The following is a 20,085-nucleotide window of genomic DNA, read 5'->3' on the forward strand; positions in this document are numbered from 1 at the left end:
GCCAGGGACGGCTACCGTTCGCGACATGAGCACCGTGCAGGACCGGCCGGTTCCCGGCGACACCTCGACCGATCGGCCGGACGGCGGCAGCGCCGGGGGCCGGTCGGTCGGCCTGGCCGCGTTGCTGCCGTACCTGCGGGAGCACCGCGGCACCCTGGTCGTGGTGGGCGTGCTGTCGCTGACCGGCTCGGCGGCGTCGCTGGCGCAGCCGCTGCTCACCCGGTCCGTGCTCGAGCGGATCGGCGCCGAGCAGGGGGTGTCCCGGCTGGTGGCGGTGTTGGTGGCCCTCGTGGTGCTCGGCGCGGCGATCGGCGGGCTGCGCGACTACCTGCTGCAACGCACCGCCGAGGGGTTGGTGCTGGGCACCCGCCGCCGGCTGGCCGGCCACCTGCTGCGGCTGCCCATCGCCGAGTACGACCGCCGACGCACCGGCGACCTGCTCTCCCGGGTCGGCTCGGACACCACGCTGCTGCGCGCGGTCGTCACCTCCGGGCTCTTCGAGACGGTCACCGGGGCGGTGACGGTGGTCGGCGCCGGCACGGCCATGGTGCTGCTCGACCCGCTGCTGTTCGGCGTCACCCTGCTCGGGGTGGCACTGGGGCTGGTCTTCGCCGCCACCTTCGCCCGCCGGGTCCGGGCGCTGGCCCGGGTCGCCCAGGAGCGGATCGGTGAGATGACCTCCGCGGTGGAGCGGTCCATCTCGGCGGCCCGGACCATCCGCGCCAGCCGCGCCGAGACCCGGGAGACGGAGACCGTCACCGGCAGCGCCCGGGAGGCGTACGAGGCGGGGTTGCGGGTGGCCCGGGTGCAGGCGTTGGTCGGCCCGATCGGCTCGGTCACCGTGCAGGGCGCGTTCCTGCTGGTGCTCGGCATCGGTGGGGCGCGGGTCGCCGCAGGGGCGATCTCCGTCGGCGACCTGGTCGCGTTCGTGATGTACCTCTTCCTCCTGGCGCTGCCGCTGGGCCAGGTGCTGCGGGCGTACACCCAGTTGCAGTCCGGCCTGGGCGCCCTCCAGCGGATCGAGGAGATCCTCGCCGTGCCCGCGGAGGGCGCGGCCGACCGGCCGACGCCGGCCGCCGCGACGGCGACCCCGCGCCGCCCGACCCCGATGATCGAGTTCGAGCGGGTGGGTTTCGGCTACCCGGGCGGCGAGCCGGTGCTGCGCGAGGTCAGCTTCGCGGTTCCCGCCGGCACCCGGACCGCCCTGGTCGGCCCGTCCGGCGCCGGAAAGTCCACACTGCTGGCCCTGGTCGAGCGCTTCTACGAGGTGAGCGCCGGCGCGGTCCGCCTCGACGGCACCGACGTCCGGGACCTGCCCCGCGACGCGCTGCGGGCCCGACTGGGCTACGTCGAGCAGGAGGCCCCCGTGCTGGCCGGCACGCTGCGGGAGAACCTGCTGATCACCACCCCGGACGCCACCGACGACCGGCTGCGCGACGTCCTCGACGAGGTCAACCTGGGCCACCTGGCGCAGCGCACCCCGCAGGGCCTCGACGTGCAGGTGGGGGAGGGCGGCGTCCTGCTCTCCGGAGGCGAGCGGCAGCGACTGGCCATCGCCCGCGCGCTGCTCGCCGGCCCGCCGGTGCTGCTGCTCGACGAACCGACGAGCAACCTCGACTCCCGCAACGAGGTCGCGCTGCGCCGCGCCATCGACGCCGTGGCCATCCGCCGGACGCTGTTGATCGTGGCGCACCGGCTCGCCACGGTGGTCGACGCCGACCAGATCGTCGTCCTCGACGGCGGCCGGGTGGTGGCCGTGGGCACCCACTCCGAACTGACCGCCACCGACCCGCTGTACCGGGAACTCGCCAGCCACCAGCTGCTGGTCGGCTGACTCCGCCGCAGGAAGGCCGACTTACCGGGCGGCCGGGCCCCGCGCGCCGCCCGGAATCGCGTACCGTTGCCGCTCATGGGTGTGTCGCAACGGTTCAAGAGCAAGTTCCGGCGGTTCCTCCAGCGCCCCGGCTCGACCGTGGATCTTGCTCCGCTGGAGAAACTGCTCCCGGCGATCGAGGCGCGCGAGGCTGAGCTCGCCGCGCTCGACGACGCCGAGCTGACCCAGGCCGCGGGCGCCGCCGCCGGTTACGAGGAGATCTGCGCCGTCGGCCGCGAGGCCGCCCGTCGTGGCCTCGACCAGCGGCCGTACGACGTGCAGCTGCTCGGCGCGATGTCGCTGCTCTCCGGCAAGGTCGCCGAAATGGCCACCGGTGAGGGCAAGACACTGACCGCCACGATCGCCGCGTACGGGCACGTCCGCCTCGGCAACGGCCCGGTGCACGTGCTCACCATCAACGACTACCTGGCCCGCCGCGACGCCCAGTGGATGGAGCCGGTCTACACCCTGCTCGGTCTCACCGTCGGCTGGGTCAACGAGGCATCCACCCCGCAGGAGCGGCGCGACGCGTACGCCTGCGACGTCACCTACGTCTCGGTCAGCGAGGCGGGCTTCGACTACCTGCGCGACCAGTTGGTCACCGACGCGGAAGACCGCGTGCAGCCCGCGCTGACCACCGCCATCGTCGACGAGGCCGACTCGATCATGATCGACGAGGCCCGGGTGCCGATGGTCCTGGCCGGCGCGGTGCCGGGCGAGCAGGACCCGGTGCACGCCGCCGCCGGGCAGGTCCGCGGCCTGCGCAAGGGCAAGCACTACACGGTCGCGGAGGACGGGCGGAGCGTGGCGTTCACCTCCGCCGGCCTGGCCGCCATCGAGGCCAAGCTCGGCATCGACCTGTACGACGAGGAGCACGTCGCGCAGCTCTCCGCGGTCAACGTGGCGCTGCACGCGCACGCCCTGCTGCACCGTGACGTGGATTACATCGTGCGGGACGGCTCGGTCGAGCTGGTCGACGAGATGCGCGGCCGGGTGGCCCAGCGCCGCCGCTGGCCGGACGGTCTCCAGGCCGCCGTCGAGGCCAAGGAGGGGCTGGACGCCACCGCCGAGGGCGAGGTGCTCGGCACCATCGCCATGCAGGCGTACATCGCGCTCTACCCGAAGGTCTGCGGGATGACCGCCACGGCGGTGCTGGTCGGCGACCAGCTGCGGGAGTTCTTCGGCCTCGAGGTCGCGGTGATCCCGCCGAACACCCCGTGCATCCGCGAGGACGAGCCGGACCGCATCTACGCCACCCGGGCGGAGAAGGACGAGGCGCTGATCGACGAGATCCAGCGCTGGCACGCCAAGGGGCGGCCGATGCTGATCGGCACCCTGGACGTCAAGGAGTCCGAAGGGTTGGCCGCCGGGCTGAACGCCGCCGGGGTGCCCTGCGTCGTGCTGAACGCCAAGAACGACGACGAGGAAGCGGCGATCATCGCCGAGGCCGGCGCGTACGGCGCGGTGACCGTCTCTACCCAGATGGCCGGCCGGGGCGTCGACATCCGCCTCGGCGGCAGCGACCAGGCCGACCAGGAGCGGGTCGCCGCGCTGGGCGGGCTCTACGTGATCGGCAGCGGCCGGCACGACAGCCGCCGGGTGGACGACCAGCTGCGCGGTCGGGCCGGCCGGCAGGGCGACCCGGGCGGCTCGGTCTTCCTGGTCAGCCTGGAGGACGACCTCGTCGTCCGGCACGCCGCCGACTCGGTGCCGGCCTCGCCGCGGATGAACGCCGACGGTCTGGTGACCGACGAGCAGGTCGACTACGCGGTGGAGCACGCCCAGCGGGTCGCCGAGGGCGTCAACCACGAGATCCACCGCAACACCTGGCGCTACAGCGTGGTGATCGAGCAGCAGCGCAAGGCCCTCGCCGCGCGCCGGGAGCGGCTGCTGACCAGCGACGTGGCCGCGGTGATGCTGCTGGAGAAGGAGCCCGAGAGGGCCGGCGAGATGGACGAGGACCTGCTCGCCCGCGCCGCCCGGTCGATCGCGCTCTACCACCTGGACCGGCTCTGGGCCGAGCACCTGGCCGAGCTGTCGGAGGTCCGCGAGGGCGTGCACCTGCGCGCGCTGGGCCGCCTCGACCCGCTGGACGAGTTCCACCGGGCCGCGGTGCCGGCGTTCAACGACCTGATCCCGGAGATCGAGGCCCGCACCATCGCCACCTTCACCGAGACCGAATTCGATGAGGACTGGCAGCCCGACGACGGCACCCTGGTCCGGCCCACCGCCACCTGGACGTACCTGGTGCACGACAACCCGTTCGGGTCCGAGCTCGACCGTCTGATCGCGTCGATCGGGCGGCGGCTCAGCGGCGCCCCGCGCTGACGCGGACCGTCGGGGCCTCGGTCGCGCCTCCGGGCGCGACCGGGGCCCCGATTTACGCCGTTTCGACCCTGGTTTCCGAGGGTAGTAGTGCTGGTCGGTCGAGTCGGGAGAGAGCAGACGATGACACAGGTGACGACGCTTGCCGGGCAGGCGAGAGACGGCACGGAGGCTGCGAACCGGTGAACCTCGACACGCGGGAACCGGTGGTGCAGACCCTCGGCGTCCTGGAAGCAGCCGCGCTGTTACGGGAACTGACCGCCGGGCTGATCTCCCTGACCGACTTTGACGAGGCGCTGCTGGCGCTGGTCCGGGTCACCCGGGACGCCGTCGCCGGGGTGCGCTGGTGCGGTTTCACCGCCCTGCGAGCCGGCGAGCCGGCCGGGGTGGCCGCCTCCGACGAGGGGCTGGCCGGGCTGGACGACCTGCGACACGGACCGGACTCGCCGGCGATGAGCGCGATCCACCGCCGCGAGATGATCCTCGCCGCCGATCTGGCCGGTGAGCCCCGCTGGCCGGCCTGGACGGCGCGCGCCCGCGACCTCGGCGTACGCGGGGTGATCTCCGCACCGGTCGACATCGACGATCAGGTGATCGGCGCGATCAACCTGTACGCCGCCGCGCCGGACCTGTTGACCCCGCAACACCAGTTGACCGCGATGCTGCTCGCCGAACACGCCGGCCTGCTCCTCGCCGCCGTCCGCGACCGCGGCCGGCAACTCACCCTCGCCGGTGAACGGGACGCCTCACTCCTGCAGGACGGGGTGGTGGGCCAGGCCGTCGGCGTGATCATGACGCAGCGTGGGTGCCCGCCGGCCGAGGCCCTCGACGTGCTGCGGACCGCCGCCTCGTCCCTGGACATCCCGCTGCGCGAGGTGGCCGAGCGCCTGGTCCGGACGGTCTCCCGCCCGCGCGACAACTGACCCGGCCGCGCCGGCGGCCGATCTGACGGCCTGATCGTCGCGTCGGGCCGTTATCTACTCGGTTTCCCTGAAGTCGGGGTGTCATGGGCTCGCGGACGCCCCGCTTTCCTGAAGCCCGGGTCGATCATCCGCGGTCTGGCCGTCCAGCGTCGACGGGCGGCGGCCACGGTGCCCGTTCTCCCTATCACCGGAGAGTCGGGCGGCATCGTTTCGCCTCTACCGGCCCCGGGTAGCACTCTGGTCAGGTGAGCTGCGCCGACCCGGGGGAGGACCGATGCAGAGCCGGCTGCGGGTGCAGGGGCAACCGATCCAACCGATGCTTGTGACGTTCCCGCTCGGGCTCTTCGTCAGCGCCACCGTCTTCGACCTCATCGACGTGGTCGGCGGGCCCGCGTTCCTCGGCGAGGTCGGCTACTGGACGGGCGTCGCCGCTCTCGTCGCCGCCGCGCTGACCGCCGTGGCCGGCATGGTCGACCTGTGGGACGTGCCGGGTGACCGCACCCGCCGTACCGCTGTCGCCTTCAACCTGGTGAACGCGGTGATGGCCGCGATGTTCCTGCTCACCTGCCTGGTCCGGTCACACTCCCCACAGCGCGGCGCGTCGGTCGCGATCCTGGTCACCGAGTTGGTCGCGCTGGTCGTCGGCGGAGTCGGCGTGCACCTGGGCGCCCGGCTGATGCGACAGTTCGACAGCGGTCGCGCCGAGGCCGGCGGCCTGGACGCGCTGGCCGGCTCCACCGGCGAGATCGCCCGCCCCTGACCCGCTCTGCGAGCCGGGCCGCTCGACCTGCGAGCCGGGCGGCCCTGGTGGGCGGGGCCGGCATACGCGCGGCTGGTCGGTCTACCATCCGCGGATGACTGCATCCCTGGACACGCTCCCGAAGATCGGTGCGCCCGCCACCCGGGCCCTGCATGGCGCCGGCTACACCGCGCTGCGCCAGCTCGCGGGCGTCCCCAGGGCGGACCTGGCGAAGCTGCACGGCATGGGGCCGAAGGCGCTCGGAATCCTCCAGGCCGCCCTCGAAGAGCACAAACTCGGCCTCGGCTGAGATTCACCACGGCACCCCGACCGGGCGGCGGCAATTGGGTTGCCGGCCGGGTGACGGGCCGCGAGGCTGACCACCATGACCGCGGAGCGTGAAGCCGAGGACTTGATCGCGGAGGCCGTGGCCCAACCCGTCGATGGTTGGGGTTTCGGCTGGCTGGCTGGCCGGGCCACCGAGGAGCGACCACCCTGGGGGTACGCCCAGCTCGTCGCCGACCGGATGGCGCACGCCGACGCGGCACTGGACGTGGACACCGGCGGCGGGGAGGTGCTCGCCGAGGTGCCGCGTCCGCCGAAGCTGCTGACGGCCACCGAGGCGTGGCCGCCGAACGTCGAGGTCGCCCGGCGAACACTGCGTCGGGTCGGCGCGTCGGTGGTGGCGGTCGCGCCGGACGGGCCGCTGCCGTTCCGCGACGCCTCGTTCGACCTGGTGGTCAGTCGACATCCGGTGCGTACCGACTGGGTTCAGACGGCGCGGGTGCTGCGGCCAGGCGGGACCTTCCTGTCGCAGCAGATCGGGGCCGGCACCATGCGGGAGCTGAGTGAGGCGATCCTCGGGCCGTTGCCGCCGCCGGCCCGGCGGCACCCTGAGCAGGCGGCCGCCGCCGCCGAGGCCGCTGGCCTGCGGGTGGTCGACCTGCGTCGCGCCACCCTGCGGGCGACCTTCGCCGACATCGGCGCGGTGGTCTGGTTCCTGCGCAAGGTGATCTGGACCGTGCCCGGGTTCACTGTCGACCGCTACCGCGCACCACTACGCGACCTGCACCACCGCATCGCCAACGAGGGTCCCTTCGTGGCCCACGCCCAACGCTTCCTCATCGAGGCCACCCGCCCCTGACTCTCGCTCACGTCGATCATGGAGTTGTGGTGCCCCACAAAAGCCCAACACCGGGGCAATTCACCCACCACAACTCCGTGATCGACGCGGGCCGGGCGCGGAGGTTAATGGGGGTGGGTTTGGTGGTGGGTTGCTAGGACGTCGGCGCCGAAGTCGCTGGCGGGGCGGCGCAGCACGGTGTGAGCGTGGTTGCCGTCGGCGCTCGTGTTGTCGTACTCGATCAGCAGGTCGTCGCCCTGGATCCGGTAGTAGTGACGCCGCCCGGGGTGGGTCGGGCCGGCCCAGGCGAAGTGCAGTGGACCGGCGTCCAGTCGAGCCGCCTCTCGGATGGCCAGCTCGGGCGGCAGCCGGTCGAGGTAGAGGGCGACCACCTGGTCGAGCAGCGCGCGGCCGGTCGGTCCCAGCCGCTGCGCCGGTACGCCGAGCGGCTCCAGCGGCGCGTCGACCCGCCCACGGGTGGCGCTGATGATGTCCGCCGGCGCCTCGTCGGCGATGATCGCGCCGGCCCGCTCGGCCGGGCCCAGCGCGTCGAGCAGGGCACGGGCCAGGTCCTCCTCGACGCCGAGCGGGCGGGAGACCGGCCGGCCGGCGTAGCGGACCGCGGCCGGGTTGGCGCCGAAGAAGATCGGCGCGGGGGAGACCTGACCGTCCACCACTGTCATGTTCACCGACAGGTGGTGTCCTTCGAGTCGCCACGCCCAGCGGTCGTCGCGCGCCGGGTCGCCGAACACGGCCACCCAGTAGTCGCCGCTGTGCCGTCCGCGCTGCCAGCCCTCGGCCCGGTCCAGCACCTCCTCCAGCGAGATGATGGCCATGGCCTGCGCGTACGCCGAGGGGCTGAGCGCGGTGGCCAGCAGCCGGTGCGCGGCCTTGCGGGCGGCGACGTCGAGCTCGGCGAGGCTGACGCCCGGTCGGGGTCGGGGCCGGTACTCCAGCCAGCGTCGGGCCGCCTCGTCGTCGAACGAGTGCACGGCGCTCTCGCGGGCGGCGGGGTCGAGCGCGGTCAGTAGCGCGGTGCTCGCGGCCCGCATCTGCTCCGGCAGAGGATCTTCCACCGACCCTGTATACCGGTCGGCAGTTCCGGTGTCAGCCGACGCGCAGCAGCTCAGTCATCTCCGGCAGGTCGAAGAACTGCGCGGTCTCGATGGCCGACGGGTTGCCGTGTGCCGGGTCAGCGCCGGCGGCGAGGAGCGCGCGGACCGCTTCGGTGCTGCTGCGGAAGACCGCCGCGGCCAACGCGGTCTGACCCCGGTCGTTGGCCCGGGTGTGGTCGGCGCCGCGGCTGAGCAGGGCGGCCACCGTGGCCGGGTGGGCGTGGTACGCGGCCAGGATGAGCAGCGTGTCGCCCTTGTCGTTGGTGAGGTTGACCGGCAGACCGGCGTCGAGCTGTGCCGCCAGTTCGTCGGTGGCGCCGGCTCGGGCCAGGTCGAACATCCGGTGTGCGAACGCCAGCGTCTCGGCGTCGAGTTCCTCGGTCACCGTCCCAGGCTAGTGCACCGGTCCTGATAGGTTGCTCGGCCGGCGCGCTGGGGAGGGTCCGATGGATGAGACGGTGTACGTGGGCAACGCGGGCCTCGACGGCGCCACCAACGCCGGCTGGCTGCTCGGGCACTTCGCGCCGCCGGGGGAGATCCGGCACAGCACCGACGTCGAGGTGAAGTGGGGCGTGCATCCGCCCGGGCAGGCCCGGTCGCGGTGGGCGACCGGCGAGGTGCGCACCACTCTGCTCGTACTCGTCGAGGGTTGTTTTCGGGTGGAGTTGCCGGACCGGACGGTACGGCTGGCCGCGCCGGGCGACTACGTGGTGTGGGCGCGTGGGGTTGACCATTCCTGGTTCGCCGAGCGCGCGTCGGTGGTGTTGACAGTGCGCTGGCCCTCGCTGCCGGGCTACCGGGTGGACCCGCCAGTGCTGCGCTGATTCACCCGTGCGGCTGACCCGCGTCCCAACAGACGGAATTACCTACTAAACCTATAGGCTTTACCGTCTAGAGTACGAGGGCACCCCGCCGAACGACCCGCGAGGAACCGCCATGACGCAGCACCGTCCGGAGCCCGACCTGCTCACAGTTGCCGCCGGGTGGGCCGACCTGGCCGGCTGGCCGGTCGCGCTGCGTTTCGATCTCGGCCCCCGGCACGTGCACCAGGTGACCAACCTGGGCGTCGATCCGGCGGTCAGCGTGCACCTCTACCGGCCGGCGCTGCCGCGGATGACCCGCTACCACCTCGTGGACGGGCGGCTGCGGGTCGCGGAGGTCGCCGAGGCCGGCCGGTCCTGGTAGCCGCGCACCGAAGATCCCCTGTCACCGGAAGGAACCGAGAATGCAGATAACCGCCGAGCACTGTCCCGTCCCCGTGCCGCCGCCGGGTTCTCGGGGCATCGACGCGATCCTGGCCGAGGCGCGGGCCCGGCTGCGCCGACTGGACCCGGAGCGGGCGCACCTGGCGTACCGGGCCGGAGCGCTGCTGGTCGACATCCGCCCCGCCGCGCAGCGGGCCGCGCACGGCGTGGTGCCGGGCTCGCTCATCGTCGAGCGCAACGTGCTGGAGTGGCGCTTCGACCCCCACTGCCCGGCCCGGCTGCCGCAGACCGTCGACTACGACGTGCCTGTGGTGATCCTCTGCCAGGAGGGCTACACCTCGTCGCTGGCCGCCGCCGCGTTGCAGGACGTCGGCCTGCACCGGGCCACCGATGTGGTCGGTGGCTTCGCGGCCTGGCGGATCGCCGGCCTGCCGGCCCTCGGCCCGACCCCACTGCACCATCCCTCTCCCCTCGCGTCCCCGGTCAACGCCGGGTGGGCGCGCCACTGACCGTCACGCCACACCCGGCTTGGCCTGCGTACCGCCACACAGGAGGCACCATGTCCGTCGTCGCCATCCCCACGCGCCGCCACCCCGGGGTGCGCCCGGCCCGCCCGCGTACCGGCCCGACCCTGACCATCACCCTCGACCTCGTCCCGGGGCCGCTGAGCCCCCGGCTGGCCCGCCTGGTGCAGCTGCTCGGCGAGCTGGCCGAATCGGGGGAGGGTCAACTGCGTCCCGTGCAGGACGTCGCGTCGGAGCCGCGACCGGCCCCACGTCCGGCCACCGTCGAGCCGCCCGCCGAGTCGCCCGCCAAGGCCGACCAGGTCCGCATCCTGGCCGGCTCGCGGATCGTCCGCCAGGGCGACCAGGTCATCGCGCTGACCCGCATCGAGTACGAGCTGCTGCTGTTCCTGGCCGAGCGGCCCCGCCGGGTCTTCACGCGCCTGCAACTGCTCTCCAGCGTCTGGGGCTACGAACACGCGGTGGCCCGGACCGTGGACGTGCACGTCCGGCGTCTGCGCGCCAAGCTGGCCGGCTCGGAGGTGGTCACCACCGTCTACGGAGTCGGTTACCGGCTGGCCGACGAGGCCCCGATCAGCGTGGATCACCGCAGCTGAGCCCCGGTCCGGCGGTGCTGTGACCGGCCTGGTGAACCGGTCGGGGACCCCCGTAACGGGGCAACTCGACGACTCTGCTGTAATCATCAGGCTCGTACGCAGAGCGAGCATCTGGCTCCGATGTGTTCGTCAATTGTCACATTCATGCAACGCAGCCGCCTCTTGACCCTCGCCCAGGCGCCGGGAAGCATCGATGAAGCGGCGTCCCGGGCCGTGGGGAGATACCCGGACCAGCCCAAGGAGGACCATGTCGGTCAGCCCCGCCTCGTCGCGCGCCGGATGGCATACGTCCCAACCCGCGGTGCCCGGTCGACCTCCCGGCGGCCAGCGTCGCCCGGCGAACACCGCCGCGCCCGTGCTCACCGTGACGCTGTCCATCCCGCTGGCCTGTGAGGAGTCGCTGACCCCGGCGGCACGTCGGCTCCTGGAGGCCGCTCGCGAAATGCTGGAACGGGGCGAAGGCGTGATCATCGGCTCGGTACCGGCCGAACGCCGCCCCGACCAGCCGCCCGCCAGCCGGTCGCCGGCCCGCTCGGTCAGCCCGACCATTCCCGCCCTGCACATCCTCGCCTCGTCGCGCTCGGTGCTGCGCGACGAGGAGCCGCTGCCGCTGACCCGGCTGGAATTCGACCTGCTGCTGCACCTGGTCGCCCATCCGCGCCGGGTGTTCACCCGGCTGCAACTGCTCAACGCCGTCTGGGGCTACGAGCACGCCGGCGTACGCACCGTCGACGTGCACGTGCGTCGACTGCGCGGCAAGGTCGGCGTCGACGTCCCGCTGGTCACCACCGTCTACGGAGTTGGCTACCGGCTGGCCGACGACGCCCGGGTCACCATCGACCGCAGCAGCTGACCGGCGTCGCCGACCCGCCCGGCGCGGGGCAGGATGGTCCGGTGCGCATCCGCCCCATCTCGCCCGACCTGCTCGTCACCGAGCTGACCGGCCGGCTGGCCGACGCGGCGGCCCGCGCCGCGACCGCCACCGCCGGGCCCGCGCGGCTGCGGGTGGCCGTGGACGGCGCCCCCGCCGCCGGCGTCGACGAACTGGCCGCGGCGCTCGTCGACCCGCTCCGCGCCCAGGGCCGCCCGGTGCTGCACATCCGCGCCACCGACTTCCTCCGCCCCGCGTCGTTGCGCTTCGAGCTGGGCCGCACCAACCCGGACTCCTTCTACGAGGCCTGGGTCGACGAGGCCGGGCTGCGCCGGGAGGTGCTCGACCCGGCCGGTCCGGGCGGCAGCGGCCGGCTCCTCCCGTCGCTCTGGGACTCCGACGCCGACCGGGCCAGCCGCGCCCGCTACGTCGAACTCGCACCCGGCGGCGTCGTCCTGGTCAGCGGCTCGCTCCTGCTCGGCGGCGGACTGCCCTTCGACGTGACAGTCCACCTGGAGCTGTCCCCGGCGGCGCTGCGCCGACGTACCGAACCAGCCCAGGAGTGGGCGCTGCCGGCCTTCGACAGGTACGCCGAGGAGGTCGTTCCGGCGAGCTTCGCCGACGTCGTGGTACGCGCCGACGACCCCCGCCGACCGGCGCTCGTGGAGCCCGGCGGAGACGACTGACAACAACCGAGAATTTGTCGGTTTGCGCGCCTGATCGGGCGGGTACTCGCCCGGCTCACAGAGCGCGGGTGATCGCCCGCGTACCGAACGCGACCGTGACCGGGGCCCCGCGCCGCCGGCACCCGGTTCACAGTGAGCCACAGGCCCAGGAAAGGCAGGCAGCGATGCTCGTCCACGACACGGTCGGTACGACCCGGTCCCAGACGGAGATCGATCAGATCCGACAGTCGCTCCAGGCGCGCTACGACGAGCTGACCGCGGAGTACGACCAGGCGGTGCTCCAGAGCCAGGTGCTGCGGCTGGTGGAGGTCGGCGACACCGCCGGCGACGACCAGGCCGACAGCGGCACCAAGACGGCCGAGCGGGACACCGCCCAGTCCCTGCTGCGCACCATCCTCGACCGCCGCGCCCAGTACGAGCACGCCCTCGGCCGGCTCGAGGAGGGCACCTACGGCTGGTGCGAGGGCTGCTCGGCGGCGATCCCGGTGGAGCGGCTGGAGATCTTCCCGTCCGCCACCACCTGTGTGACGTGCAAGCAGACTCGCGAGCGGCGGGCGGCCTGAGCCACGCCAGCGGTTGCCGGTCGGTCCGCGACGCGATGGACTCCCACAATGGGTGACATCCTCGTGGGGACCGCGTCCTGGACCGACCGCACACTGCTGGACTCGGGGTGGTATCCGCAGACCGCGGACACCCCGGAGAAACGGCTTGCCTACTACGCCCGGCAGTTCCCGCTGGTCGAAGTGGACGCCACCTACTACTCGCCGCCCGCCGAGGCGACCGCGCGGCTGTGGGCCGAGCGCACCCCGGCCGGCTTCACCTTCAACATCAAGGCGTTCAGCCTGCTGACCGGGCACCCCACCCGGGTCAACGCGCTCTACAAGGACCTGCGCCCGGAGACCGACAAGAAGAACGTCTACCCCGACGACCTGCCCGCGCAGTCGTACGAGGAGGTGTGGACGCGCTTCCTGTCCGCGCTGGACCCGCTGGTCGAGGCCGGCAAGCTGGGCGCGCTGCTGTTCCAGTTCCCACCCTGGTTCACCATCAAGCGGGCCAACAAGCAGTACCTGCTGGAGGTGGCGAAGCGCTGCTCCCCGCTACGCCCGGTGTACGAGTTCCGGCACGCCTCCTGGTTCGACGGCGACAACGCCGACGAGACCCTGGCCTTCCTGCGCGAGCACAAACTGCCGTACGTCTGCGTGGACATGCCGCAGGGCCACCGCTCGTCGCTGCCCCCGGTGCTGGCCGCCACCGCGGACCTCGCCGTCATGCGCTTCCACGGGCACAGCGACAAGTGGACCAGCAAGGATATCCACGAGAAGTTCGGCTACCACTACTCAAAGCGGGAGTTGGCCGACTGGGCGCCGAAGCTGCGCGAGCTGGCCGACGAGGCGGGGCAGACCCACGTCCTCATGAACAACTGTTATCGGGACTATGCGCAGACCAACGCCACGACGCTCATTGGCTTGCTGAACAGGTGAAACCTATCCGATCCGACGTGCTGGGCGTCTAGCATGTCGCTCTAGTTCCGATAGCGCACGCCTCATGACCTCACCCTGCAACAATCGCACCCGGACTTTGGTGTACGGGCAGGGCGGGGCATCGCAGCTACGGCAGGGCGCCACCGGTGGGCCTGTTCGTGTGTCGCCGGCGGCGGGGAAGCGTGACGGGTGGGCACACCGGCGGTACCGTCGGTGATGGCGGCCCTTGGGTGTACAGGCCGGCGGCGCCGCCGCCCAGTCCTCTACCTGGGGTGGCATCTGTGACTGAACCATCGTTTCCTGGCCGGATGCTCGAGCTCCGCAGAGAGCGCGGCTTGTCCCTGCGAGACCTGGCCAAGCTCACGTACCACGGCAAGACGTACTTGCACGAGCTGGAGACCGGCGCAAAGATGCCCACCCCGCAGGCCGCCCAGCGCATCGACGTCGCTCTTCAAGCTGGCGGTGAGCTGGCCGCGCTCGCCGCCGTACGTCCGGGTATCCGACGCCGCGAGTTCGTCGCCGCTGCTGGACTGGCCGCTGCTCTCCCGCACACCTTGCTCGCCCACGGCCGCCACGTCGGCAATGCCATTTCCGGTCGGCTCGCTGATCGCACCGCACGGCTTCGCCGGCTCGATAACTACCTCGGCGGCGCCGACACCCAGCAGCTGTACACCGCTGAAGTCGCTTCCACGACACGACTGATCCAGGACGGTTCTTACAGCGAGGCCACCGGTCGACAGCTGCTGGCCATTCTTGCCGAACAGTCGCAGTTGGCCGGGTGGGCGGCGTTCGACGCTGGTAACCATTCGGATGCCGAACGGCTCTACCGGGTCAGCCTCGCCGCAGCCCGTGACGCCGAGGACCAAGCGCTCACGGGCAACGGACTGGCGTTCCTGGCCTATCAGCAGCTAACCAGCGGTGGCAGGGCGGCCGACACCGCCAGCGCGGCCTGCGATGCTGCTGGTACCACCGCTACGCCGGGAGTGCGGGCACTTCTGCATCTGCGGGCTGCGTGGGCATTCGCTGTCACGGGCGACGCGACGGCCGCGGACCGGCACCTCGGCATCGGCATGACCTTCCTCGCCGACCAGCACGACCGGCCCGAGCCAGATTGGGTGTACTGGGTCGATCGCCTCGAAGGCGAGATCATGACGGGTCGGTGCTGGACGGTACTTCACCGGCCGCTCCGCGCGATTCCCGTACTGGAGCGCGCTCTGGGCACGTATTGCGACACGCAGGCACGCGACAAGGCGCTATACCTGTCGTGGCTTGCCGACGCCTACCTCGACGCGAACGAGATTGAACAGGCCTGCCAAGCAGCCGGTAGCGCCGTCCGCCTCGCCGGCGGCGTCGGGTCCATCCGCCCGGGCCAACGCCTCGACGCGTTCCTGCACCGCCTGGAGTCGCACGCCGCAATGCCTTGCGTCGTCGAGCTGCAGGCCCTCGCGGCAGCCGCGTCTAAGCGTCCTCGACTGAGCGGCTCAACCACGTCAGGTACTCCGTAGAGCCCTGCACGATTGGCACTGCACTGAGTTGCGGGTTCGTCCAAGGATGCTCATCGAGAACGAACCGCTCTAGCCGCGGGTACCGCTCTGCCGTGGTGTAGAGCAGTACCTGCCACTCTTCGCCCGACCCCTGCTCCCCGTGGTGCCAGAACACGCTCGTGACCGGTCCGATGACTTGCGCGCTGGCGGCGAGCCGAGCGCTGACCGCCCCTTCAGCAAGCCGCACGCCGGCATCGCGCGTTTCGGTGGCAGTTGACACCTGCAGGTAGTCGCTCACCCGCCACACCCTAGCGGCGTGGTTGTCCGCGGACAGCGCGGACAACCAGCGGACACTGCCAGCCTGGATCACCCGGGCTGTTGCGGGGACGCTATCTGCACAGGTAGGGCGCGGGGCCCCGGAGAGCGACTCCCTCACGGAGGCCGTGCCGCGTCCGCGAGTGAAGGGAGCTGATTTCGATGGACACCATCGTCGGGCTGTGGCGGCTGCTGTGGCACCGACCGGGGCCCCAACGGCAGGCGCCGATGCCCCCCGACAATTGCCAGCGCGTCCAGGAATGCGAGCAGACTGCCGCCCAGCAGCGGATGCTCGCGGTGGCCCGGCAGCGGCGGGCCGAGCACCTCTACGACGGGCTGACCCGGTGACTGCCCGGACGATGCCTGTCCCGGACACGCGCCTGTCGGTGCGGGCCGGCGAGTGGCAGATCGCCCCTGGGCAGCCCGGCCACACCTACCACGACATTCGGGTCGTGTCCGTCCACAACTCCCATGACCCTGCCTGGGCCTGGGTGCACGGGCACGGGCTGGAGTGCGCGTGGGAGTCCTCCGACTGTGCGAAGCCGTGGTGCTGGGAGCTGTTGGTCAAGGTCGACGTCCTCGCCGCGGCCGCTGCGGGTGACCCGCCGTGACGGCCGAGGCCCTCGTCCGGTTGGCGGCACGGTGGCGGCAAACCCTCGTCGAGCACCAGGGCGTGAATGGCCGATGCCAGCGTTGCGGCACCGCCGCCCGGTGCTGGGAATGGGCGGAAGCGTTCGGCCAGCTCACTGTCTACGACCTGCTGCTCCCCGAGTAAGCCCTCACCGACGACCGGCCGTACCCGACGGCCGGCTGAGAGAAAGAGACGCATCGTGGACCAGCTCAACTTCGTACGGCCCGAGAAGTGCGACAACTCCGGCCCGAACTGCTTGGAGGTCGCCATCGACAGGGACCGCAGCCGGATCCTCCGGAACTCGCAGCGCCCGGAGACGCAGATCGTTGTCAATGAAGACGAGCGGTCGGCGTTCGTCGACTCGGTCCGCGCGGGCCAGACGTTCTAACCGATGGAACGCGAGGGGTCCACTGCCAGCTCGGGGCCGGGCCCTCACGCGCGCCCGTCGAAGTGTCTCGGCTGCATGACCCGGATCCTCGTCCCGAAGCACAACTGCGGCGGCGACCGCATCCCAAGTTACGAGCTTGGCTGGTACTGCGACTGCTCGGAGCCGGATTGCCGGCTGCGGCAGCGGGGCATCTGGCCGACCGGCTTGGAGGCCGGTCGACCCCGGCGAGCACGGCCAAGGGCGTGATGACGGCCGGGGCCGTCCAACATGCTTCGACCAATGAGAGGGACCGGCCGCCACTCGGAGCTCAACACCAGTCTTCGGCGACTGATACACGACCGCGTGGGTTGATGTGGCGGGCGGCGAATGGTGAAAGGCTCGCCGACATGCCACTGAGCCCTGACACGATCCGCCGTCTGGCGTTCATCCGGTACCTGCACACGCTCGGTGCCGAACAGGCCCGGCTTCCTGAGCCGATGTCGTTCGCCTGTGTCCTGACGCTTCAGGACGCAGTCGAGAGCTTCCTCATCCTGGCCACCGACCACCTAGGCGCGGCGGCCTCGAAGACCTTCGACCAGTACTTCGAGAAGCTGGCGCCTCACCTGGCTGATGGGGTGGGACTTGCTGTTGAGCAGGGCATGAAGCGGCTGAACAAGGCGCGAGTCAACCTCAAGCACTACGGGGCCCCTCCGGGCACCGAGAGCGTCGCCATGGCGGTCAGCGACACCGCGACGTTCATGGCGGCGAACACGATGGCGGTGTTCGGGATTGACTACGAGTCGGTGTCGATGGCCCACGTCATCGTCCAAGAACCAGTGCGCGGCCTGGTCACGAAGGCCGAGACGGCCAGCGCTAGCGGAGATCACATTGCGGCCATGATCGCGCTGCTCACTGCGTTCGAAGAGCTGTTCGATCCGCACGAGCCTGCTCGCGGCAGGTGGCGCGCGGATGCCTCGCCCCTCGCGTTTGGACCACGGGTCGACTTCCCCTTGCGAGCAGACAAGATCGCCCGGCTCCTGCAGCCAGGTCAGCACGGCGTGAACGGCCATGACTGCCGAAGTTTGGGCGAGCAGATTGAGGGGCTGACGCGGGCGGTTGAAGAGCTGCGCCCGGCCGTCCGGATGGGCGCGCTCGGCATCAACTATTCCGCCTACCGTCGTTTCCGGAACCTGGTGCCGGCGGCGCTTCGGTTCGCAAACGGGCGGACGGAGTATCGAGCTCCGGAGGGGTACCAGCCGTCAGCGGATGACTTCGCCTTCTGCCTGCAGTTTGTGGTGTCGGCGTCACTGCGGCTGGCTGAGCTTGACGCGAACATGGCGGAGCCCGAATGGCTGCCCCCTGCGGGGCAATGGGGGCAACGTCCGTGGGTCACGGTAGCGGAGGCGTCCAACGGACTGCAGGGGGTAGTGCTTTACAAAAACGGGTCTGCGGCCGCTCCGTAGCCTCGCACCGTCCGTCCGCCGGAATCCCCACATCGGCCGCGCGGTCTAGAGCTCGATGCGGCGATAACCGGCGACTACCGCTACCGCGATCCGCAACTCCACTCGACAAGGTCGGTGTGGGCGTATACGCCGGCGGCGCTCCGCTTCCCACGGTTGTCGGCACTGATGAGTTCGTCGCGGGCGTGTAAGGCGTTCCCGGTGATGCTGGCGGCGACGCCGAGGGCCCGGACCAGGGGCGATTCGTTGGTAAGCACGTCGCTAACGGCTCCACGGACAACTGCCGCCGCGACTATGCGCAGACCAACGCCACGACCCTAACCAGGTTTCTCGGCACGGACTGATCCGGCGCTCCCGCCTCACCCGATCCGGGTGGTGCCGCCTCACCCGTCGCGCGGGGAGGGTGGACGTGGTGGGTACGGCCGCTAGGTGGACGGCCGACGCCGGAGACGACACGGAGGTGACGGGGATGACGGTTCGAGTGGTGACGGATCGACGGCGAGGTGCCGTCCTGCACGTGGTCGGCACGGCCGACAACGCCCGGCGCGCCCCGCAGGGCAGCCCGGTGCGGGCCCGCCGCGGCCCGGTGGGGCCACCGCGCCGCGCCGACGACCGACGGTGGGACACCACGGAACGGGGGTCGACCGATGGCTGACTCGATGATCTCAGCGTTCGAGTCCTCGCTGGACAAGACGAACCTCATTCTCAAGGACATCGAGAACGCCTACGGCTGGCCGAAGGACCGACGCAACCAGTCGTACGCGGCCCTGCGCACGGTGCTGCACCTGCTGCGCGACCGGCTGCCGGTTGGCGAGAGCGTGGAGTTCGCCCAGCAGCTGCCGGTGCTGGTCCGGGGCATCTACTTCGACGGCTGGGTCCCGTCCGACGTGCCGATCAAGCTCAACCGCGACGATTTCCTCTACGAGGTCCGGCAGGGCTTCCCGTACGACGCGGAGGGTGGCCCGGAACGGGTGACTCAGGTGGTGCTGGACACGCTGCGCCGCCACGTCACCCAGGGTGAGTGGCAGGACGTGAAGGACACCATGCCCAAGGATCTCGCCATGATGATGCCGTGACGGCCTGACACCCTGAGCCCGCCCGATCACCGTCGGGCGGGCTCAGTCGTCGGCAGCGGCCGCCTCGGCGGCGGTCGGCACCCGCGACACCGGGTGCCCGGCCCGACGGGCCAGCGCGGCGAACGCGACGGCGTTCACGATCGCGGCGCCGCCCGGATCGTTGTTGAAATACACGTACGCCGGCTCGTCCGTGCCGAAGGCGTCGGTCAGCCGGCCGACCCAGGACCGCAGCGCGGCACGGCCGTAGCGGGGCCACGGCCGCGCCCGCCCCTCGTGCAGCCGCAGGTAGCCGAAGTCGGTGGTGCGCCAGCGCGGGGCGACCGGGCGACCCAGCCGGTCAGCCCAGACCAACGCCGCCCGACGCCGTTCCAGCACCGCCCGGGTGGCGTCGATCCACCAGGAGGGGTGTCGGGGCTCGACAGCGACCCGCACCTCCGCCGGGAACAGTCGCAGCGTCGCGTCCAGCGCCTCGACGTCCGCCCGCAGGTTCGGTGGCAGTTGCAGCAGCACCGGGCCGAGCCGGTCACCGAGCGCGGTGGCGCGACCGAGGAACCGGGCCACCGGCTCCGCCGGGTCGCGCAGCCGCTTGATGTGGGTGAGGTAGCGGCTCATCTTCACCGCCACGCAGAAGTCCGCCGGGGTCCGTGCCCGCCAGGCGGCGAAGGTGTCCCGCTCGGGCAGCCGGTAGAAGGCGTTGTTGACCTCGACCGTGGCGAACCCGGCGGCGAAGTGCTCCAGCCAGAGGCGCTGCGGCAGCCGCTGCGGGTAGAAGCGGCCGCGCCAGTCCCGGTACTGCCAGCCGGACGTGCCCACCAGGATCACCACCCCATCCTGGCACTCTGCGCCGCCGCCCGCGAACTGCCCGTGTCGCCCCGGTCCGGCGTCTACGGTGAGGGTTAGAGAAGATCGCGCGTGGGGTACCACCCGCAGCACGACGGACCCCGGCGTACGGCGGGGCGGCACACCCGAGGGAGTACCGATGGCACTCAACGATGACGACATGCAGACCACCAGCGGCGGCGGCATGGAGGGCCCGGCCGACGGCGGCGCGACCCCCGGTCAGCACGACGGTGGCGCCGACGGCGGCGCGGAGGGTCCCGCCGATGGCGGTGCCACTCCCGGGCAGCACGACGGTGGCGCCGACGGCAGTGCGGAAGGCCCCGCCGACGGTGGTGCCACCCCCGGTCAGCACGACGGTGGCGCCGACGGCAGCGCGGAGGGTCCCGCCGACGGTGGTGCCACCCCTGGTCAGCAGGACGGTGGCGCTGACGGCAGCGCCCGGTAGCGGCAC

The 20,085-nt window shown here is 71.7% G+C and carries 26 protein-coding genes; 22 read left to right on the top strand and 4 right to left on the bottom strand.

Going from position 1 to position 20,085, the window contains the following annotated elements; translation table 11 throughout:
• Positions 1-25: 25 nt before the first annotated feature.
• From KBX71_RS15440 to KBX71_RS15465, 6 genes are all read left to right on the top strand, one after another.
• Positions 26-1,834, top strand: a complete 1,809-nt coding sequence (locus tag KBX71_RS15440) for an ABC transporter ATP-binding protein (RefSeq protein WP_210818661.1) — start codon at positions 26-28, stop codon at positions 1,832-1,834.
• A 75-nt stretch (positions 1,835-1,909) separates the two neighbouring features.
• Positions 1,910-4,201, top strand: a complete 2,292-nt coding sequence (gene secA2, locus KBX71_RS15445; protein ID WP_210818663.1) for an accessory Sec system translocase SecA2 — start codon at positions 1,910-1,912, stop codon at positions 4,199-4,201.
• Between the two features lie 179 nt (positions 4,202-4,380).
• Positions 4,381-5,121, top strand: a complete 741-nt coding sequence (locus KBX71_RS15450; protein WP_210818665.1) for a GAF and ANTAR domain-containing protein — start codon at positions 4,381-4,383, stop codon at positions 5,119-5,121.
• A gap of 274 nt (positions 5,122-5,395) precedes the next feature.
• Positions 5,396-5,881 carry a DUF2231 domain-containing protein gene (locus tag KBX71_RS15455; RefSeq protein WP_210818667.1) on the top strand — a complete coding sequence of 162 codons (486 nt, stop codon included), beginning with the start codon at positions 5,396-5,398 and terminating at the stop codon, positions 5,879-5,881.
• Between the two features lie 94 nt (positions 5,882-5,975).
• Positions 5,976-6,170: a helix-hairpin-helix domain-containing protein gene (locus KBX71_RS15460; RefSeq protein WP_210818668.1), complete on the top strand. Its 195-nt coding sequence runs from the start codon at positions 5,976-5,978 to the stop codon at positions 6,168-6,170.
• 75 nt (positions 6,171-6,245) lie between these two features.
• Entirely contained in the window at positions 6,246-7,004 is a 759-nt protein-coding gene (locus tag KBX71_RS15465) for a class I SAM-dependent methyltransferase (RefSeq protein WP_210818675.1), read from the top strand.
• A gap of 104 nt (positions 7,005-7,108) precedes the next feature.
• On the opposite strand, the gene KBX71_RS15470 is transcribed toward KBX71_RS15465, so the two are convergent.
• Positions 7,109-8,059, bottom strand: a complete 951-nt coding sequence (locus KBX71_RS15470; RefSeq protein ID WP_210818677.1) for a DUF3500 domain-containing protein — start codon at positions 8,057-8,059, stop codon at positions 7,109-7,111.
• Between the two features lie 31 nt (positions 8,060-8,090).
• Positions 8,091-8,483, bottom strand: a complete 393-nt coding sequence (locus tag KBX71_RS15475; RefSeq protein WP_124821954.1) for an ankyrin repeat domain-containing protein — start codon at positions 8,481-8,483, stop codon at positions 8,091-8,093.
• Between the two features lie 61 nt (positions 8,484-8,544).
• On the opposite strand from KBX71_RS15475, the gene KBX71_RS15480 reads away from it, so the two are divergent.
• From KBX71_RS15480 to KBX71_RS15520, 9 genes are all read left to right on the top strand, one after another.
• The gene (locus tag KBX71_RS15480) at positions 8,545-8,922 is read left to right on the top strand and encodes a signal peptidase I (RefSeq protein WP_210818679.1); all 378 of its coding nucleotides are present in this window, start codon (positions 8,545-8,547) and stop codon (positions 8,920-8,922) included.
• Between the two features lie 112 nt (positions 8,923-9,034).
• The gene (locus tag KBX71_RS15485) at positions 9,035-9,283 is read left to right on the top strand and encodes a hypothetical protein (protein WP_210818681.1); all 249 of its coding nucleotides are present in this window, start codon (positions 9,035-9,037) and stop codon (positions 9,281-9,283) included.
• A 40-nt stretch (positions 9,284-9,323) separates the two neighbouring features.
• The gene (locus tag KBX71_RS15490; RefSeq protein ID WP_210818683.1) at positions 9,324-9,812 is read left to right on the top strand and encodes a rhodanese-like domain-containing protein; all 489 of its coding nucleotides are present in this window, start codon (positions 9,324-9,326) and stop codon (positions 9,810-9,812) included.
• A 50-nt stretch (positions 9,813-9,862) separates the two neighbouring features.
• Positions 9,863-10,423 carry a winged helix-turn-helix domain-containing protein gene (locus tag KBX71_RS15495; protein WP_210818684.1) on the top strand — a complete coding sequence of 187 codons (561 nt, stop codon included), beginning with the start codon at positions 9,863-9,865 and terminating at the stop codon, positions 10,421-10,423.
• A 247-nt stretch (positions 10,424-10,670) separates the two neighbouring features.
• Positions 10,671-11,276 carry a winged helix-turn-helix domain-containing protein gene (locus tag KBX71_RS15500; protein ID WP_124821949.1) on the top strand — a complete coding sequence of 202 codons (606 nt, stop codon included), beginning with the start codon at positions 10,671-10,673 and terminating at the stop codon, positions 11,274-11,276.
• Positions 11,277-11,317: 41 nt separating this feature from the next.
• On the top strand, positions 11,318-11,980 hold the full coding sequence (locus KBX71_RS15505) for a uridine kinase (protein ID WP_210818686.1): 663 nt from the start codon (positions 11,318-11,320) through the stop codon (positions 11,978-11,980).
• Positions 11,981-12,144: 164 nt separating this feature from the next.
• Positions 12,145-12,543: a TraR/DksA C4-type zinc finger protein gene (locus KBX71_RS15510; protein ID WP_091408390.1), complete on the top strand. Its 399-nt coding sequence runs from the start codon at positions 12,145-12,147 to the stop codon at positions 12,541-12,543.
• 48 nt (positions 12,544-12,591) lie between these two features.
• On the top strand, positions 12,592-13,461 hold the full coding sequence (locus KBX71_RS15515; RefSeq protein WP_210818693.1) for a DUF72 domain-containing protein: 870 nt from the start codon (positions 12,592-12,594) through the stop codon (positions 13,459-13,461).
• A gap of 308 nt (positions 13,462-13,769) precedes the next feature.
• Positions 13,770-14,966 (top strand): helix-turn-helix transcriptional regulator, encoded by a 1,197-nt coding sequence (locus KBX71_RS15520; RefSeq protein ID WP_210818695.1) that lies wholly within the window; start codon positions 13,770-13,772, stop codon positions 14,964-14,966.
• On the opposite strand, the gene cutA is transcribed toward KBX71_RS15520, so the two are convergent.
• Positions 14,920-15,252 (bottom strand): divalent-cation tolerance protein CutA, encoded by a 333-nt coding sequence (gene cutA, locus KBX71_RS15525; RefSeq protein ID WP_210818777.1) that lies wholly within the window; start codon positions 15,250-15,252, stop codon positions 14,920-14,922. The genes KBX71_RS15520 and cutA overlap by 47 nt on opposite strands.
• A 170-nt stretch (positions 15,253-15,422) precedes the next feature.
• On the opposite strand from cutA, the gene KBX71_RS15530 reads away from it, so the two are divergent.
• The 6 genes from KBX71_RS15530 to KBX71_RS15555 all read left to right on the top strand — a co-directional run bounded on the left by KBX71_RS15530 (position 15,423) and on the right by KBX71_RS15555 (position 18,794).
• Positions 15,423-15,608 carry a hypothetical protein gene (locus KBX71_RS15530; protein ID WP_210818697.1) on the top strand — a complete coding sequence of 62 codons (186 nt, stop codon included), beginning with the start codon at positions 15,423-15,425 and terminating at the stop codon, positions 15,606-15,608.
• Positions 15,609-15,619: 11 nt separating this feature from the next.
• Positions 15,620-15,871, top strand: a complete 252-nt coding sequence (locus tag KBX71_RS15535) for a hypothetical protein (protein WP_210818699.1) — start codon at positions 15,620-15,622, stop codon at positions 15,869-15,871.
• A 219-nt stretch (positions 15,872-16,090) separates the two neighbouring features.
• Positions 16,091-16,279: a DUF397 domain-containing protein gene (locus tag KBX71_RS34590; protein WP_210818702.1), complete on the top strand. Its 189-nt coding sequence runs from the start codon at positions 16,091-16,093 to the stop codon at positions 16,277-16,279.
• Between the two features lie 386 nt (positions 16,280-16,665).
• Positions 16,666-17,721: a hypothetical protein gene (locus tag KBX71_RS15545; protein ID WP_210818704.1), complete on the top strand. Its 1,056-nt coding sequence runs from the start codon at positions 16,666-16,668 to the stop codon at positions 17,719-17,721.
• A 466-nt stretch (positions 17,722-18,187) separates the two neighbouring features.
• Entirely contained in the window at positions 18,188-18,373 is a 186-nt protein-coding gene (locus KBX71_RS15550) for a hypothetical protein (RefSeq protein WP_112676583.1), read from the top strand.
• Positions 18,366-18,794: a DUF2267 domain-containing protein gene (locus KBX71_RS15555; protein ID WP_210818711.1), complete on the top strand. Its 429-nt coding sequence runs from the start codon at positions 18,366-18,368 to the stop codon at positions 18,792-18,794. The genes KBX71_RS15550 and KBX71_RS15555 overlap by 8 nt, the downstream gene beginning before the upstream one ends.
• 42 nt (positions 18,795-18,836) lie before the next feature.
• On the opposite strand, the gene KBX71_RS15560 is transcribed toward KBX71_RS15555, so the two are convergent.
• The gene (locus tag KBX71_RS15560) at positions 18,837-19,616 is read right to left on the bottom strand and encodes a DUF72 domain-containing protein (RefSeq protein ID WP_210818718.1); all 780 of its coding nucleotides are present in this window, start codon (positions 19,614-19,616) and stop codon (positions 18,837-18,839) included.
• A gap of 157 nt (positions 19,617-19,773) precedes the next feature.
• On the opposite strand from KBX71_RS15560, the gene KBX71_RS15565 reads away from it, so the two are divergent.
• Positions 19,774-20,079: a hypothetical protein gene (locus tag KBX71_RS15565; RefSeq protein ID WP_124823201.1), complete on the top strand. Its 306-nt coding sequence runs from the start codon at positions 19,774-19,776 to the stop codon at positions 20,077-20,079.
• The last annotated feature ends 6 nt before the right edge of the window (positions 20,080-20,085 follow it).

Origin of the sequence: Micromonospora sp. D93, from assembly GCF_018070365.1 — a bacterium.
Lineage (GTDB): Bacteria > Actinomycetota > Actinomycetes > Mycobacteriales > Micromonosporaceae > Micromonospora > Micromonospora ureilytica.

Coding starts and splice junctions, on each gene's coding strand:
- KBX71_RS15440 (WP_210818661.1), top strand. CDS start 26: ATGAGCACCGTGCAGGACCGGCCGGTTCCCGGCGACACCTCGACCGAT.
- secA2 (WP_210818663.1), top strand. CDS start 1,910: ATGGGTGTGTCGCAACGGTTCAAGAGCAAGTTCCGGCGGTTCCTCCAG.
- KBX71_RS15455 (WP_210818667.1), top strand. CDS start 5,396: ATGCAGAGCCGGCTGCGGGTGCAGGGGCAACCGATCCAACCGATGCTT.
- KBX71_RS15460 (WP_210818668.1), top strand. CDS start 5,976: ATGACTGCATCCCTGGACACGCTCCCGAAGATCGGTGCGCCCGCCACC.
- KBX71_RS15465 (WP_210818675.1), top strand. CDS start 6,246: ATGACCGCGGAGCGTGAAGCCGAGGACTTGATCGCGGAGGCCGTGGCC.
- KBX71_RS15480 (WP_210818679.1), top strand. CDS start 8,545: ATGGATGAGACGGTGTACGTGGGCAACGCGGGCCTCGACGGCGCCACC.
- KBX71_RS15485 (WP_210818681.1), top strand. CDS start 9,035: ATGACGCAGCACCGTCCGGAGCCCGACCTGCTCACAGTTGCCGCCGGG.
- KBX71_RS15490 (WP_210818683.1), top strand. CDS start 9,324: ATGCAGATAACCGCCGAGCACTGTCCCGTCCCCGTGCCGCCGCCGGGT.
- KBX71_RS15495 (WP_210818684.1), top strand. CDS start 9,863: ATGTCCGTCGTCGCCATCCCCACGCGCCGCCACCCCGGGGTGCGCCCG.
- KBX71_RS15500 (WP_124821949.1), top strand. CDS start 10,671: ATGTCGGTCAGCCCCGCCTCGTCGCGCGCCGGATGGCATACGTCCCAA.
- KBX71_RS15510 (WP_091408390.1), top strand. CDS start 12,145: ATGCTCGTCCACGACACGGTCGGTACGACCCGGTCCCAGACGGAGATC.
- KBX71_RS15515 (WP_210818693.1), top strand. CDS start 12,592: ATGGGTGACATCCTCGTGGGGACCGCGTCCTGGACCGACCGCACACTG.
- KBX71_RS15520 (WP_210818695.1), top strand. CDS start 13,770: ATGCTCGAGCTCCGCAGAGAGCGCGGCTTGTCCCTGCGAGACCTGGCC.
- KBX71_RS15530 (WP_210818697.1), top strand. CDS start 15,423: ATGGACACCATCGTCGGGCTGTGGCGGCTGCTGTGGCACCGACCGGGG.
- KBX71_RS15535 (WP_210818699.1), top strand. CDS start 15,620: ATGCCTGTCCCGGACACGCGCCTGTCGGTGCGGGCCGGCGAGTGGCAG.
- KBX71_RS15545 (WP_210818704.1), top strand. CDS start 16,666: ATGCCACTGAGCCCTGACACGATCCGCCGTCTGGCGTTCATCCGGTAC.
- KBX71_RS15550 (WP_112676583.1), top strand. CDS start 18,188: ATGACGGTTCGAGTGGTGACGGATCGACGGCGAGGTGCCGTCCTGCAC.
- KBX71_RS15555 (WP_210818711.1), top strand. CDS start 18,366: ATGGCTGACTCGATGATCTCAGCGTTCGAGTCCTCGCTGGACAAGACG.
- KBX71_RS15565 (WP_124823201.1), top strand. CDS start 19,774: ATGGCACTCAACGATGACGACATGCAGACCACCAGCGGCGGCGGCATG.